Annotated in this window: 11 protein-coding genes; 2 read left to right on the forward strand and 9 right to left on the reverse strand. The window is 51.8% G+C overall.

Annotation, left to right across the window (positions count from 1 at the left end):
- Nucleotides 1-79: 79 nt before the first annotated feature.
- Nucleotides 80-1369 (reverse strand): NCS2 family permease, encoded by a 1290-nt coding sequence (locus HER31_RS11315; protein ID WP_168660679.1) that lies wholly within the window; start codon nt 1367-1369, stop codon nt 80-82.
- 896 nt (nt 1370-2265) lie between these two features.
- Complete coding sequence (locus HER31_RS11320) at nt 2266-3795, reverse strand: M17 family metallopeptidase (RefSeq protein WP_168660680.1); 1530 nt, start codon at nt 3793-3795, stop codon at nt 2266-2268.
- A 115-nt stretch (nt 3796-3910) separates the two neighbouring features.
- Here HER31_RS11320 and HER31_RS11325 point away from each other — a divergent pair, with 115 nt between their 5' ends.
- Nucleotides 3911-5368, forward strand: coding sequence for an aminoacyl-histidine dipeptidase (locus tag HER31_RS11325; RefSeq protein WP_168660681.1), 1458 nt, complete (start codon nt 3911-3913; stop codon nt 5366-5368).
- 128 nt (nt 5369-5496) lie between these two features.
- On the opposite strand, the gene HER31_RS11330 is transcribed toward HER31_RS11325, so the two are convergent.
- A complete protein-coding gene (locus HER31_RS11330) occupies nt 5497-6375 on the reverse strand; it encodes a DUF808 domain-containing protein (protein ID WP_168660682.1) in 879 nt (292 codons plus the stop codon).
- Nucleotides 6376-6944: 569 nt separating this feature from the next.
- Between HER31_RS11330 and HER31_RS11335 the strand changes: the two genes are divergently transcribed.
- Nucleotides 6945-7964 carry a DUF2860 family protein gene (locus HER31_RS11335; protein WP_168660683.1) on the forward strand — a complete coding sequence of 340 codons (1020 nt, stop codon included), beginning with the start codon at nt 6945-6947 and terminating at the stop codon, nt 7962-7964.
- Between the two features lie 106 nt (nt 7965-8070).
- Here HER31_RS11335 and HER31_RS11340 read toward each other — a convergent pair whose 3' ends face one another.
- From HER31_RS11340 to HER31_RS11365, 6 genes are all read right to left on the reverse strand, one after another.
- Nucleotides 8071-8832 carry an SDR family oxidoreductase gene (locus HER31_RS11340; RefSeq protein WP_168663301.1) on the reverse strand — a complete coding sequence of 254 codons (762 nt, stop codon included), beginning with the start codon at nt 8830-8832 and terminating at the stop codon, nt 8071-8073.
- Between the two features lie 31 nt (nt 8833-8863).
- Nucleotides 8864-9748 (reverse strand): 3-hydroxyisobutyrate dehydrogenase, encoded by an 885-nt coding sequence (mmsB, locus tag HER31_RS11345; RefSeq protein WP_168660684.1) that lies wholly within the window; start codon nt 9746-9748, stop codon nt 8864-8866.
- Nucleotides 9745-10872, reverse strand: a complete 1128-nt coding sequence (locus HER31_RS11350; RefSeq protein WP_168660685.1) for an enoyl-CoA hydratase/isomerase family protein — start codon at nt 10870-10872, stop codon at nt 9745-9747. Before HER31_RS11350 ends, mmsB begins: the two co-directional genes overlap by 4 nt.
- Nucleotides 10869-12026 (reverse strand): acyl-CoA dehydrogenase family protein, encoded by a 1158-nt coding sequence (locus HER31_RS11355; RefSeq protein WP_168660686.1) that lies wholly within the window; start codon nt 12024-12026, stop codon nt 10869-10871. Before HER31_RS11355 ends, HER31_RS11350 begins: the two co-directional genes overlap by 4 nt.
- A gap of 50 nt (nt 12027-12076) precedes the next feature.
- Nucleotides 12077-13570 (reverse strand): CoA-acylating methylmalonate-semialdehyde dehydrogenase, encoded by a 1494-nt coding sequence (locus tag HER31_RS11360; RefSeq protein WP_168660687.1) that lies wholly within the window; start codon nt 13568-13570, stop codon nt 12077-12079.
- A 62-nt stretch (nt 13571-13632) separates the two neighbouring features.
- Nucleotides 13633-14817: an acetyl-CoA C-acyltransferase gene (locus HER31_RS11365; protein WP_168660688.1), complete on the reverse strand. Its 1185-nt coding sequence runs from the start codon at nt 14815-14817 to the stop codon at nt 13633-13635.
- Between the last annotated feature and the right edge of the window lie 589 nt (nt 14818-15406).

The raw sequence follows: 15406 nt of genomic DNA on the forward strand, positions 1-15406 counted from the left end.
AATGTTGTTTATTTCGCATTCAGCAAAAACAACAACGCCGCAGGGATTTACCTGCGGCGTTGTATTCAAACCAGTTTGCTTAGGTTAGCGCAAACTTAACAATAAACAGCACAGCCAATACCGCGACCGTTGGGCTTACGTCTTTGATTTTACCACTAAACAACTTGATGGCTGCATATGTGATAAAGCCAATGGCGATACCGTGAGCGATAGAGAACGTCAGTGGCATCATAATGGTAGTGATAACCACCGGCGCCGCCTCGGTGATGTCATCCCACTCGACTTGAGTCAAACCAGACAGCATCAAGATGGCAACGTACAGCAGCGCACCGGTGGTAGCGTAAGCTGGCACCATTCCGGCAATTGGTGAAATAAACAAACAAGCCAAGAACAGCAAGCCAACCACAACCGCAGTTAAACCGGTGCGGCCACCGGCGGCAACACCGGCGGTAGATTCTACGTATGAGGTAGTAGTTGAGGTACCCATCATAGAACCGGCAATGGTAGCGGTAGAGTCTGCTAGCATGGCGCGATCCGAGCGTGGCAGCTTGCCTTCTTTGTCCAGCAAGTTACCGCGCTGCGCTACCGCAACCAAGGTGCCCGAGGTATCAAATAGGTCAACAAACAGGAAGGCGAAGATCACTGAGATCATGCCGACTTCAAACACCCCAGCGAAATCAAGCTGCATCAAGGTTGGCGCCAGTGACGGTGGCATTGACACCAAACCACGGTAGTCGACGTCGCCAACCAAAACCGCAAGCAGGGTTACCGCTAAGATTGAAACCATTACTGCCGAGCGATGGCCAAATTTCACCAAGGCAATAACCAACACAAAGCTCAGTGCGGCCATAATTACACCAAAACTGGTTACGTCGCCAAGGCCAACTAAGGTGGCTGGATTATCAACAATCACCCCAGCGTTCTTCAAGCCAATCAATGCTAGGAACAAACCAATACCCGCTGCAATACCGGTACGGATTGACACCGGAATGGCGTTCATCAACCATTCGCGAACTTTCAGTAGCGACAGAATCATAAATAGCACACCAGAGCAGAATACCGCTGCCAGTGCGGTTTGCCATTGGTGGCCCATGTCCAATACCACGGAATAGGTAAAGAAGGCGTTCAAGCCCATACCCGGTGCAAGGGCGATAGGGTAGTTCGCCACAAAGCCCATGATCAGACAACCGATAGCAGCAGCTAAACAGGTGGCAACAAACACCGCACCGGAGTCCATGCCAGCGTCTGCCAGCATCGCTGGGTTAACAAAAATGATGTAGGCCATGGTTAAGAACGTGGTTAAACCGGCAATCACTTCTTGGCGAACAGAGGTGTGGTTCTCGGTGAGCTGAAACAGCTTTTCTAGCATTTTGAGACCTATATCAAGTAGGAGTTATAAAATATTTATTCGATTAATCATTCGCTTGAAGCATTGCGCTCCAGCAGAATGGCGCAGGATTATATAGGCTTTTATGCTCAAGATTGTTCGGATTAGAGAACACTATGTGTATTCGAGCTAATTAACCTCAAATATGGCTGTGTCACAGTTAAGTGTTGAGGTTTTTATCAAGCCTTCGGCTGTACCGATTGCGGTGCTTTAGAGGAGGATGTCGCGGTGGCGACGGCACCCAAAGGAGAGCTCCGCCCCCTTTGCCTTAGGTCGCAGTCCAAAATGCTTCGCTGAACTGCTCCAATGCGGCAGAAGAGCAACGACGGCAGTGCTTCGGGGCTCGCCTAGCCGGTGCTTTAACTGTATTAGAAAGAACAACAACACTTAATTAGTACACAGGCAAAAAAAATGGCCAGCACCAACGGTGCTAGCCACAAATACTCGGTTAGAGCAATGATGATGAAACGGGCTATCCCCGCGCAGTTCAGCGCTGTGGCTAAACTGGAAATTACACTAAGCAGATTAGATGCTTAGTGAGAACATTCCGCCGTTGGTCCAAGCAGTTGAGTTGTTAGACCAAGTGTTGTAAAGCGCAACGTCGTAAGAAAACATGTTCATAGGTAACTCCTAAAAAATTCAGTAATTTGGATGACATAAATCGAAGGTGCTAATCCGTAGCAAAAATCTCAATTCCGTGGAGTCATCGTGGTTACTCGGTTCCGTGGAGTTTACGTGTCGTCCTGACATAACTCAGTCGGTGGGTGTCTCCCTGCCGACGAAAAGCATCATATCAAAATGTAATTTTATTACAAGAAAAAAGGCGATCTTTATCCCAAAAGATCGCCTTTGTGTAATTTGATTACAAGTTGTGATTTTTAGTGATCCAACAACTTGGCTAATAGCGTCGCCATTGGTACTGCGGTTGGCTTGCCATAAAGGGGATCTCGCTTCTCTACCGCGCTACCAGCGATATCCAGATGCAGATAAGCCAATGGCTTATCGCTGCCCAACTGATGTTGATCTAAACCCGCCGCTTGCAGCAGAAACGCCATAGGGAACTGATGTCCGCGAGAGATGTTGACCGAAGCGCCATTATTTGAGCTGAGCAGATCCTCTGATGGTGAACGAGCCGCCACCTGAGCGAAATCTTCACGGCGCAAACGAGACAGCTCAAACGGTTCGCCCCACATCTCCGAAATCGCCTGCAATTCGCCACCAATGGCTTGAGCCCGTGCCACCGAGTTTTCCACCACTGCACTATATGGGCCATAGCTGCGCACCACATGCCCAGTTAAGGTTGCTAACGAAAACAGAATCGAATCGTCGTATTGCTCTGCATCAGCGCGCAGGTGGGACAGTAGATCCGCCAGCACCAAACGTCCTTCGGCATCGGTATTGCCAATGCGAACCTTCTTACCGGCGTGGCCGGTGATGATCTCATCCGGCACTATCGCTTCACGACCGATGCTATTGCGCACTAAGCCAAGCTCAGCAATAACCCGAACTCCCTTTGGTTGCAGCTGAGCTAAGGTTGCCATCAGTCCCGCGGTTGCGGCAGCGCCGCCTTTATCTCGACTCATGCCTGCCATGGCACCACCGACCTTTAGATCGGCGCCACCGGTATCAAAGGTGACCCCTTTACCCGCTAGCATCCAGTTGCGGCTGATGGCACCGTCACCAACGTACTCAAGCCGCACCACCCGCGGCTCATGACGTGCAACCCCATAAGACGCACGGGCAACACCACTGAGTAACGGATAATCACGGTCGAGGGCTGCGCGATCATCGACAACCGACACTTTGACGGCACTGCCTTCAAACAGATCAACACAATATTGGGCAAACGCCGGCGGTGACATCTGCTCCGGATCACCACCACACAGATCACGAGCGGCAATGCGACCGTATTCTAATGCATTGGCGCGACGGTCATCTTCAAGCCCTAGCACCCCAACGGTGACATCCAGTTGCGGAGCGTCGAATGGTCGGTACAGTTCATGCCCTGCCCCCATCAACGCCACTTCACTAGCGCGGCCGTAGCGCATCTGATCGCTTGGCTCGTCGACAATCAATAGTGGCGAGGTAGCACCAGCACGAACCGCCATACCGATCCCCGCTTGTGCCGCTTCAGCAAACCGACGCACGTCTTCATAGTCGTTGGCGAGATCTCCGGTAGGCGCGGTGATCAACCTTCCGCCAGCTAGTCCCGGCGCTAATAGCAGCGTTGGCTCGCTGCCAATGCGATTGTCGATGCTACTACCGTGCTGCAAGAGTTGTCGCAGTTCGGGATAATCTCGTAGTTCAAAGCGGTCACTAATCACCACAACCGCGTCCCAATGTTGGCCGGCAAAGAGTGCTTCTTTATCGGTTACCGCTTGCCATAACAGTCTGCTCACTGTGTCCATCCTTGTTCTGTGTTGGTGCAGTCACCTTAGCACCGCCAGCGGCGCATCCGCCACCTTCTCGCTGTGATAGACTGTGGTGGTTTTTTTACAGATCCCGTTTGCATAGGAGCGTTACGTGACGGCACTCAGTTCTCTATCTCCACAAGGGTTGTGGAGTTGGTTTGATACCATCTGTTCTATTCCTCATCCATCTAAGCAAGAGATCGCTTTGCGCGATCACATTCAAAACTGGGCTAATGAGCAAGGGCTCGCTAACCAGCTGGATGCCGTCGGCAACCTCATCATTCGCAAGCCAGCAACCACTGGTATGGAAAATCGTAAAGGCGTTGTGCTGCAAGCTCACCTCGATATGGTGCCGCAAAAAAACAGCGACACTGAGCACGACTTTGGCCGTGATCCTATCCGCCCTTACATCGACGGCGATTGGGTTACGGCAACCGGTACGACACTAGGTGCCGACAACGGCATCGGTATGTCCTCAGCGTTAGCTGTTTTGGCAGACAACAACATTGAGCACGGCCCGCTTGAGGTGTTACTGACCATTGACGAAGAAGCGGGCATGACCGGCGCCTTCGGTTTGCAAGCCGGCATTTTGCAAGGCGATATCCTAATCAACACCGACTCTGAAGAGGAAGGCGAAGTCTACATGGGGTGCGCCGGCGGTGTGGATGCATCGCTAACCTTACCGGTAGCGCGCGAAGCGGTTCCAGCAGGTTACACCACGGTGCAGTTAGCACTAACGGGCATGAAAGGTGGCCACAGTGGCGTTGATATCAACATTGGCCGTGGTAACGCCAACAAGATGTTGGCTCGTTTTCTGTTTGGCCACGCCGCCGAACTCGACTTGCGCTTAGTTGAGTTGAAGGGTGGTAGCCTGCGTAACGCCATTCCTCGTGAAGCTTGGGCAACGGTGGCAGTGGCCCCGAGCCAATTAGAACCGCTGCAACAGCTGTGTGAGCATTTCGAGCAATGCCTAAACCAAGAACTGGGTGCAGTAGAGAATCCGATCAGCTTTAGCTTCGGGCAAACCGATGCCGCTGAGCAAGTCTTTGTAGCGCCAGCCCAAGCAACCTTGCTGGCGATGGTACACAGCGCCCCCAATGGTGTGGTGCGGATGTCTGACTCCTTCCCCGGCATTGTTGAAACTTCATTGAACGTTGGTGTTATTACCACTGAAGCCGACACAGTAACGGTATTGTGCTTGATTCGTTCAACCATCGACAGTGGCCGTAGCATGCTAGAGAAGCAGCTGCAGGCGTTGGCTCAGCTGGCTGGCGCCCGCTGCGAGTTGTCTGGTGCGTACCCAGGTTGGAATCCAGATCCGAGCTCACCGATCATGCAGGTTGTGCGGGAAACCTATGAAGGAATGTTTAACAAGCTCCCTACCATCCAGGTGATCCACGCAGGACTGGAGTGTGGCCTATTCAAGAAGCCGTACCCACAGATGGACATGGTATCGATTGGTCCAACCATCTGCTTCCCGCACTCGCCAGACGAGAAGGTTGAGATCGCTTCGGTTGGTAAATACTGGCAACTGTTATTGGCGGTATTGAAAGCGATACCAGCCAAGTAAACCAAAGCCGCTCTAACAATACGGGGACTCAATCGAGTCCCCGTTTTTAATGGCAATGCCGTGGTCGAATCGCATCGCCGTCAGTCACAACCTGAAAACGTCCCTGATAATAGTAATTAGTCATACCGTTACTCGCTTTGGTGATGAAACTTACTAACCACAAACACGGTAATAAAACCGGCAATAATTCCGACCAAGCCATTGAGTAGCGTTGGCACTAAGGTCGATAGCACTACCCCAATAGTAGGAATGTCAGCACTGTACTCTGCGGTGGATTCAATCAATACCGCAACACTGTGCACGCCATGAACTAAGATCCCACCGCCAACTAAAAACATGGCAATGGTGCCAACCCAGCTGAGTGTTTTCATCAACTTCGGCGCAAGGCTTAGTAACATTCGACCAATCCCTTGCAGTACGGCTTTACCGTCACGTTGAGTAAGATAGAGCCCGGCATCGTCGATCTTAACGATGATAGCGACAAAGCCATACACACCAACCGTAACCAAGATAGCCATGGTGATTAAGGTGACACACTGGGTAATAAACGGCGCAGCAGCAACGACCCCGAGCGTAAGCACAATGATCTCCGCCGATAGAATAAAGTCCGTGCGAATCGCGCCTTTAATCTTCTCCGCTTCGTTGACCTCCCCCACGCTGCGCTTGTGCCCGCCTTGTTTCATCTCAATCAGCTTTTCAGCCCCTTCAAAGCAGAGAAACAAGCCACCTAACATTAATAGTGGGGTAATCAGCCAGGGGATGAAGGCACTGATGGCCAATGCCCCCGGAACCAAGATCCCCTTGTTAAGTAGTGAACCCTTGGCAACCGCCCAGATCACCGGTAATTCTCGGTCGGCTTTAACCCCAGACACCTGTTCAGCGTTAACCGCTAAATCGTCTCCCAGCACTCCAGCCGTTTTATGAGCCGCCGCCTTGCTCATTGCTGCTACATCATCCAATAACGCGGCAATGTCATCTAATAGTGTGAGCAAACTTGCTCCAGCCATGTTGTCTCCTTACAGACTCATTTCGATACAGCTCTTGTATCCGTTAATCCCACTGTGGCACAAATTAGGGCTGTGTCGTAGTTAGCTGTTGAAGTTTATCTTAAGCCTTCGGCTTCACCGATTGCGGTGCTTTTAGGGGACTATGTCGCGGTGGTGACGGCACATTCTTATATGCATTAAGGGGGAGCTCCGCCACCTTTGGAATCCCCCTTTGCCTTAGGTCGCAGTCCAAAACGCTTCGCTGGACTGCTCCAATGCGGCAAAAGATCAACGGCGGTAGTGCTTTCCACTTGTATCAAAAATCCCCTAGCCGGTGCTTTAACAGCATTGGAAATAACAACACTTAATTGGTATACAGCCCAAATTAGCGCGTTATAACCTTATCCGCCAAATGTTGTTAACGTCGTAATTAATTACCCTTTCTAGCAATGCAAACTGTTACCTCGTCATAACAGTTTGTATTGGAGTTGAATCAGCAACCACTAAATTTTACCCATTTATTGTTGTTTCTTAATCACTTGACGATACTTCGACGCTATATAATTGCATCGATACCGAGTGGAGAATCAATGAAACGTTGTGTACTAATGGCTGCAGCCTGCTGCCTACCATTAACCTTATCCGCCAATGAAATGTCTCAGCCTAAAGAACCAGGTTTCAGCGGTTATGTTGGTGTTGGTGCAGGTTACTACCAACTTACCTCAAACTTTTTCGCCGGTACCCGTAAAGCAACTCTGGGCGATGAAAGAGTAAACTCGCTTGATGGCCAAGCACACGAGAATAGCCATGGCATGTCAGAGTTTACCGCCGATCTGCGTTACACCTTCGATAACCAAAACACCCAAATCTTAATGGGTAACTTAATTGAAGACCGTATCCGTTTGGATTGGACCCAACGCCTAGGGGTTGCGCACACCTTCGACGGCGTCGGCACCATGAGTGCCAGTGTGTTGTTCTCCGGGATCCCTTCCGAGGTATGGGTAGATCCATACCAAACCGAAGGCAGCCGTGATCGCACCGAGCAAAACTCGAACGGTTTCCGCGTATCGTGGAACCAAATTATGGGCAGCAACATCGGCTTTAACTACAGCCATCGTAATATCAATATCGACGATGAAGGTGCCGGTGACGATCTGGTCGCTAAAGGTATGCTGACCCCAGAAGAGCAAAAACAGTTGCAGCGCAGTGGTAAAAACCACCATTTTGAGCTGTATGGCCGCTTAATGCTCAATGAGCGCCACCTGTTGCTTCCCTCAATCAACTTGGTTAGCCGTGAACGCGATGGTCAACCTGAGCAGGGCGAAACCTATGGTGCTCAGCTAACCTACGTATACTTCAACCCAAGTTATACGCTGACATTATCTGGCTACATGGGCATTCGGGATTACGATCATGCGAACCCAATCTACGATGAAGAAGCCGATGCTAAAGACTTTGGTTTCAACGCTATGATGTTTATCCACCAACCGTTTGAACTTGATAAGTGGGATCTCCGCTTAGGGGCCACTTACGTGAAATCTAACTCAGATATCGATTTTTACGACAACAAGCTAACGGGTGCGAACATTATGATGATCCGCAACTTCTAAGTGAGTTAGAAACGCCGATTAAGCACCATTGATCAGCCAAAGCGATTTGCCTGACACAAAAAACCGACGCCAAGGCGTCGGTTTTTTTATTGTGCGGATAACAGCACTACATACTGATGCCACCATCAAGTTCAAGAACTCGGCCAGTGAAGTAATCGCTATCGATGATGTACTCAACCGCAGCAGCTACCTCATCGGGCTGGCCAACGCGACCTACTGGTATCGCCTGCTCTAGCCGTGCTAACGCTTCCGGCTTCATCGCTGCCACCATCTCCGTAGCAATTACCCCCGGAGCGATTGAACCGGAACGAATACCATGACGTGACAACTCCTTTGCCCAACCGTTAGATAAAGCCACCACTGCGGCTTTCGACGCCGAATAGTTACTTTGACCAACGTTGCCAGCGCGAGCAACCGAGGAGATGTTAATGATGACCCCGCCCTCAGCGGCCAGTGCCATCTGTGCCGCAGCTTCACGGCCACAAAGGAAGGTGCCATCGAGGTTAACTGCCAACACTTGACGGAACTGCGCCAAGCTCATCTTATCAACTAGTTGCCCCTCTTTAGCCTTAATCAGCATGCCGTCCCGCAGCAGCCCCGCATTATTAACCAACACCGACGTGGATCCCTGCAGTTGTTTGATATTGCCAAACAACTGCTCCACCTGAGCTTCGTCAGTAATATCGCAGGCGTAAGCCTTGGCATCGATATCGGCTGTTGCCAGCTCCGTAACGACGCTGTCTAACGCCGCTTGGTTGATATCAACCAGCGCAAGCTTGGCCCCCAGCTTTCCTAGGCGCTTTGCCATCGCCATCCCTAAGCCACCGGCACCGCCAGTGATTACAACGACTTTCCCGACAATCTTCATGGTCATTCCCTTGCTCTTGGCTCATATCGAGCTACTTCTGAAATTGATTAAAAATGGATGAAAAATCCAAACCGCCATTACCTTGACGAGCATGCTGACGATACATCGCGGTAGCCAGCGCCCCCAACGGTGTACTCGAGCCAGTCTCGCCCGCAGCCATCATCGCTAGGCCAAGGTCCTTGGCCATCAGATCGACCATAAAGCCTCCTTGGTAGCCATTACTGGCTGGAGTAGCTGGCATCACATCTGGGCACGGGTTGTACTTCTCGAGGGTCCAATTACCACCGGAGGATACCTTCATAATCTGCGACAACACCCCTGCATCAAGGCCGTGGTCACGACCTAATTGCAACGCTTCACTGGTGCCAATCATCAACACCGACAACAGCATGTTGTTGCAGATTTTCGCAACTTGACCAGCACCATGGCCGCCGGCATGGAAGATATTCGCGCCCATATCTTGTAACACTAACTTGGCTTGGTTAAAGCCGACATCAGTAGCGCCGCAGATAAAGGTTAAGGTGCCAGCGGCAGCACCGGCGGTGCCACCTGATACCGGCGCATCAACAAACTCAAACCCTTGAACTGATGCCTGTTGTGCCACCTCCATTGCGCTAGCAGCATCAATGGTGGAGCAGTCGATCAGCAATGTGCCTTTGGCAGCAGTAGCAATAATGCCTTTATCACCAAGGTACAGGCTCCGCACATGCTTACCCGCCGGTAACATCGTCAGCACCACATCAGCACCTGCAACGGCACCGCAGCTGGTTTTAGCGGCCATCGCCCCTTGCTCAACCAGCTGTTGTACCGCCTTGGGGTTAAGATCGAACACCTTGACGGTTTTACCGGCTTTAATCAGATTGGCGGCCATTGGCCCACCCATGTTGCCAAGACCTATAAATGCGATGGTACTCATAATGCACTCTCCTCAATCCGTTCTAGGGGATGCCGTTGCCACGGGTTAGTGACTATCTGCTTAAACAGCGCCGAGTTTACTTCGTTGACGTTAGCGTAACGCCACTGAGGGTTGCGATCCTTGTCGATAAGTAAGGCACGAACACCTTCAACAAAGTCACCCAATTGAGCGCAACGAACTGCCCAAACCAATTCACTTTGGAACACCTGCTCCAGACACCAGTTGCTACCATGCTGAAGTTGATGCCATACAAGGTGAGCGGTAATTGGGCTGCCAGCGAGCGCGGTTTTAAGTGCACGCTGTAACCACGGAAGTTCGGTGTTATAAGCCGCTAAATCCGCCATCAGTACGCCAATGCTGGCTCCCCCAAACAACTCATCAATCAATGGTTGCGATTGCTCTAGCTGACCGTTCACGGCGGTATTGGCATAGCCGTCGAACATGTTGGAAACCAACTGCCGGTTATTACTGTGGTTGGTAGACCAAGGCAGCAGCCCCAGTTGTTCCAGTAACACCTGCCGCTGATTACTGGCAACGAGATGGTCTCCCAAGCCAACATAACAGGCATCGGCACCACTCATGTTGTAGGCAGTTAGGCCAAGGAAACGACCACAGTGCCCCGGCATCCGATTAAGGAAATAGGTTGCGCCCACATCGGGAAACAAACCAATACTGATCTCCGGCATGGCGATTCGTGAGGTCTCAGTAACCAGTCGGTGGCTAGCGCCAGCCATTAGGCCAAGACCACCGCCCATCACAATGCCACTGCCCCAGACGATAAATGGCTTAGGGAAGCGGTGGATCTGATAGTCCAAGCGGTACTCTTCGGTGAAGAACTGCTCGACGGCGTCGGTCAGTTCGCCCGGATGTGCCTTGGCGGTTTCATACATGGCACGGATATCACCGCCAGCACAAAAAGCTTTCTCTCCCGCCCCTTGCAGCCATACAGCGACGATGCTGTCATCTTTGGCCCAGTAAGCTAACTGCGCCGATAGGCTTTGCACCATGGCATAGGACAGCGCGTTTAGTGACTTCTCGCTGTTAAGGGTGGCAATACCGATATGCTGACCACTGACGGTAGCATGGGTTTCATAGAGCACCGGCGGTGTTATCTGCTCACTCATGCGATCACCCCTGCACTGGCATCAAGCAAACGGCGCGCGATAATCACTCGCATGATTTCATTGGTGCCTTCTAAGATCTGATGCACCCGCACATCACGCACGTGACGCTCTAATGGATACTCCTTGATGTAACCATAACCACCATGCAACTGCAGTGCTTCGTTACATACGGTAAAACCGACATCAGTAGCAAAACGCTTAGCCATGGCACAGTACGCGCTGGCTTCAGGATCGCCACTGTCGAGCTTAAATGCGGCCAGCCGTACCATTTGGCGGGCCGCCACTAGCTCTGTCGCCATGTCCGCTAGTTTGAATTGCAATGCTTGAAATGCAGCCAACGGTTTACCAAACTGACTGCGCTCCTGCATATAGGCTTTAGCGCGTTTTAGTGCCGCTTCGGCAGTACCTAGGGAGCAAGCGGCGATATTGATGCGACCGCCATCTAGCCCCTTCATGGCCAAGGCAAAGCCTTGCCCTTCGTTACCGAGCAGATTAGCCGCAGGGATGCGCACGCTATCGAACGATACCAACCTAGTTGGCTGGGCGTTCCAGCCCATCTTCGCTTCCGCTTTGCCGTACTCAATCCCCACGCTATCAGCTGCTACCGCAAAGGCCGAGATGCCTTTAGGACCATCCTCTCCAGTGCGAGCCATCACCACCAACATCTCGGTAGCGCCAGCGCCAGAGATAAACATCTTGGAGCCGCTGACAAGGTAATCGTCACCATCTCGTACCGCCTTAGTTTTAAGGTTGGCGGCGTCAGAGCCACAACCGGGCTCGGTCAAACAGTAGGACGCCAAGGCTTGGCCGCTGGTTAACTTTTGACACCACTGCTGCTTAAGGGTTTCCGTGCCCCAACTAGCGATCATCCAAGTGGCCATATTATGGATGGTCATCATCGCTGTGGTGGCAGTACAACCTTCTGCTAGCGCTTCAAAGATCAACGCACTATCAAGTCGAGATAAACCAAGGCCACCGTTCTCTTCTGGTGTATAGAGGCTGCAAAAACCAAGTTCGCCAGCACGTTGTATAACCTCTTTAGGGAAGTGATGGTGCTCATCCCATTCGCTTGCGTGCGGTGCTAGTTCTGCCTCAGCAAACTGCGAGGCCATCTCCACAAACGCTCGTTGGTCGTCGCTTAAATTAAAATCCATGTGGGTTACATCCTTTGCGGTGACGGGCCTGCCGCCACCGTGACAACAGATTACTTCAACGAAATAGTCAGGTTCTGACCTGCGACGATGCCAGACTCAGGCCAACGGGCAGTGACGGTTTTGGTTTCGGTAAAAAATCGTACCGCTTGCTTACCGTAAGCATGTAGATCGCCGTAGAAGGAGTTCTTCCAGCCGGTAAAGGAGAAGAATGGCAGCGGTACTGGAATGGAGATGTTGATCCCCACCTGCCCCACTTCCACTTCGTGTTGATACTTGCGTGCTGCCGCGCCGGAGTTGGTGAAGATACTGGTACCGTTGCCGTATGGATTGGCATTCACTAATTCAATGGCATCAACCAATGAGTCGCTGTCTACACAGCACAATACTGGGCCGAAGATCTCTTCGTTGTAGATCCGCATTGCGGTGGTCACATCGGCAAACACCGTTGGGCCAACCCAGTTGCCACTTTCATAACCGGCAACAGTGCAGTCGGAGCCATCAACCAAACAGGTCGCGCCCTGGTCTTTGCCTGATTGAATCAGGTCTAATACTCGCGCTTTTGCTGCTGGATTAATCAGCGGACCGTAGCCTGCTTCTGGGTCGTCCCATACACCAGGACGCACCTTGGCGATGGCAGCAGCTACCTCAGGGATCCACGCTTTAGCTTCACCGACAAATACCGCCACCGAAATGGCCATACAGCGCTGACCAGCGGCGCCAACTGAAGCGCCAACCAGTTGATTGATTACCGTTTGTTTATCCGCATCAGGCATCACAACCATGTGGTTCTTCGCCCCGGCAAAGGCTTGCACCCTTTTCATGTTATCGGTACCGGTTTTATAGATGTACTGACCCACCGGCACTGAGCCAACAAAGGAGATAGTTTGGGTATCTGGGTGATGCAGCAGTTGGTCAACCACACGCTTGTCACCATGCACCACCGCCAGCAGCCCTTTCGGCGCGCCAGCTTGCTCAAACAGCTCCGCCAAACGCATTGGCGTCATCGGATCTTGTTCTGATGGTTTTAATACGAAGCCGTTACCGCAGGCAATAGCCAGCGGGTACATCCACAACGGGATCATCGCCGGAAAGTTGAATGGGGTGATGCCGACACAAACGCCCAACGGCTGAATGTAGCTGTAACCATCGATGCCTCGTGCGACATTCTCTACGGTTTCGCCCATCATGCTGCTGCCAACGTTAGCGGCTTGTTCGACCACCTCGATGCCACGCCATACGTCACCTTTAGCGTCTTCAAAGGTTTTGCCGGTTTCCTTCGACAAAATGGTAGCCAATTCATCGTGATGCTCTTTCAACAGGTGCTGGTAACGTAACATCACTCGAGCTCGCTCAGAAACGGCAACCTCTTTCCATTGCTGCTGGGCAGCCTTTGCTGCGGCAACCGCTTGGTCCACCTCTTGCTCGGTCGCGCAATTGAGTACCGCAATAACCTCATTATCCGCCGGATTGGTAATTTCGATCTGCTGGCTACCGGAGCCATCGCAGTACTCACCACCAATAAGGTGCTTAACTTGTGTTGCCATTGGTTTGTTCTCCCCAAGAAAACGAAAAACCGCCAGCGACAACGCTGGCGGTTACAATCAATTTAGCTAACTTCGATGGCGACGGCGGTTGCTTCACCACCACCGATGCAAAGCGAAGCGACGCCACGCTTTGCATCGCGCTGCTTCAGCGCATGAATAAGGGTAACGATAAGACGAGTACCGCTGCAGCCGATCGGGTGACCCAAGGCACAAGCGCCACCGTGAACGTTCACTTTGTGATGTTCAAGCTCAAGCTCCTGTATCGCTAACATGGTAACCATGGCAAAGGCTTCATTGATCTCAAACAGATCAACATCGTCCTTGCTCCACTCCAGCTTACTCAACAGCTTCGATACTGCCCCTACTGGTGCGATGGTAAATTCGCTCGGTTGCTGGGCGTGGCTAGCATGGCCAACAATCTTGGCCAAGATTGGCATGCCGTTCGCTTTGGCATACTCTTCAGTGGTAACCACAACTGCTGCAGCCCCATCTGAGATAGAGCTGGAATTGGCTGCGGTGATAGTGCCATCTTTAGCAAAGGCTGGACGCAACGCAGGGATCTTATCTGGACGCGCATTACCCGGTTGTTCATCCGTATCGATAATAACCTCGCCGTTGCGGCCAGAGATGGTAACTGGGGTGATCTCATCCTTGAACGCGCCTACTTCTATGGCGGCATTCGCGCGACGCAAAGACTCAAGCGCATAGTCGTCCATTTGCTGCCGAGTGATGTTGTATTGATCGGCAGTGGCCTGAGCAAAGCTACCCATTGCCCCGCCGGTGTAGGCGTCTTCCAAGCCGTCAAAAAACATGTGGTCAATCACTTTGCCGTGCCCCATGCGCATGCCACCACGGGCTTTTTCCAGCAAGTATGGGGCATTTGTCATACTCTCCATACCGCCGGCCACAACCACATCGGCACTGCCGGCCTTTAGAATGTCGTGAGCCATCATTACCGTCTTCATGCCTGAACCACAGACCTTATTAACCGTGGTGGCACCAACACTAATTGGCAAGTCTGCTCCGAGGGCAGCTTGCCTTGCCGGAGCTTGACGCAAGCCTGCAGGCAAGACACATCCCATCAACACTTCGCCAACCTGTTCAGCAGCAATATTGGCCCGCTCTAAAGCAGCTTTGATTGCAGTGCTTCCTAGCGAGGGGGCGGCGACAGCGCTAAGTGCTCCCTGAAATCCGCCCATCGGCGTCCGCGCAGCTGAAGCAATAACGACTACTGATCCCTTCGACATCTCTACTCTCCAATGTAAATGCAATGTTGCCAGCCTACTGCAAACATTACGCTTACGGCAACGTAAACTAATCGCTTACGACCAAGGTCGAGTGTAAAGCTAGCTTTAAGGCACTATGGCATCACACCACTGCAGCGCGTACCAACTAAGTGTTGTTCTTTCCAATGCTGTTAAAGCCCTAGCTAGGCGAATTTCGATACAAAGGGAAAGCACTATCGTCGTTGATGTTCTGCCGCATTGGAGCAGTTCAGAGAAGTATTTTCGACTGCGACCTAATGCACGGGGGATTCCAAAGGCTGTGTACCAATTAAGTGTTGCTGTTTCCAAGGCTGTTAAAGCACTGGCTAGACGAGCCACAAGGGTAAAGCACTACCGCTATTGATCTTCTGCCGCATTGGAGCAGTTCAGCGAAGCATTTTGGGCTGCGACCTAAGGCAAGGAGGATTCCAAAGGGGGCGAAGCTCCCCCCCTAATGCATACAACAATGTGCCGTCGCCACCGCGACATCGTCCCCTAAAAGCACCGAAATCGGTGAAGCCGAAGGCTTAAGATAAACTTCAACAGCTAACTACGACACAGCCTATCGGGT

The organism is Ferrimonas lipolytica (assembly GCF_012295575.1).
Classification (GTDB): Bacteria; Pseudomonadota; Gammaproteobacteria; order Enterobacterales; family Shewanellaceae; genus Ferrimonas; species Ferrimonas lipolytica.

What these genes read in the sequence shown, in the direction of transcription:
- HER31_RS11315 (WP_168660679.1), bottom strand. Translation starts at nt 1,369, where the DNA reads ATGCTAGAAAAGCTGTTTCAGCTCACCGAGAACCACACCTCTGTTCGC.
- HER31_RS11320 (WP_168660680.1), bottom strand. Translation starts at nt 3,795, where the DNA reads ATGGACACAGTGAGCAGACTGTTATGGCAAGCGGTAACCGATAAAGAA.
- HER31_RS11330 (WP_168660682.1), bottom strand. Translation starts at nt 6,375, where the DNA reads ATGGCTGGAGCAAGTTTGCTCACACTATTAGATGACATTGCCGCGTTA.
- HER31_RS11335 (WP_168660683.1), top strand. Translation starts at nt 6,945, where the DNA reads ATGAAACGTTGTGTACTAATGGCTGCAGCCTGCTGCCTACCATTAACC.
- HER31_RS11340 (WP_168663301.1), bottom strand. Translation starts at nt 8,832, where the DNA reads ATGAAGATTGTCGGGAAAGTCGTTGTAATCACTGGCGGTGCCGGTGGC.
- mmsB (WP_168660684.1), bottom strand. Translation starts at nt 9,748, where the DNA reads ATGAGTACCATCGCATTTATAGGTCTTGGCAACATGGGTGGGCCAATG.
- HER31_RS11350 (WP_168660685.1), bottom strand. Translation starts at nt 10,872, where the DNA reads ATGAGTGAGCAGATAACACCGCCGGTGCTCTATGAAACCCATGCTACC.
- HER31_RS11355 (WP_168660686.1), bottom strand. Translation starts at nt 12,026, where the DNA reads ATGGATTTTAATTTAAGCGACGACCAACGAGCGTTTGTGGAGATGGCC.
- HER31_RS11360 (WP_168660687.1), bottom strand. Translation starts at nt 13,570, where the DNA reads ATGGCAACACAAGTTAAGCACCTTATTGGTGGTGAGTACTGCGATGGC.
- HER31_RS11365 (WP_168660688.1), bottom strand. Translation starts at nt 14,817, where the DNA reads ATGTCGAAGGGATCAGTAGTCGTTATTGCTTCAGCTGCGCGGACGCCG.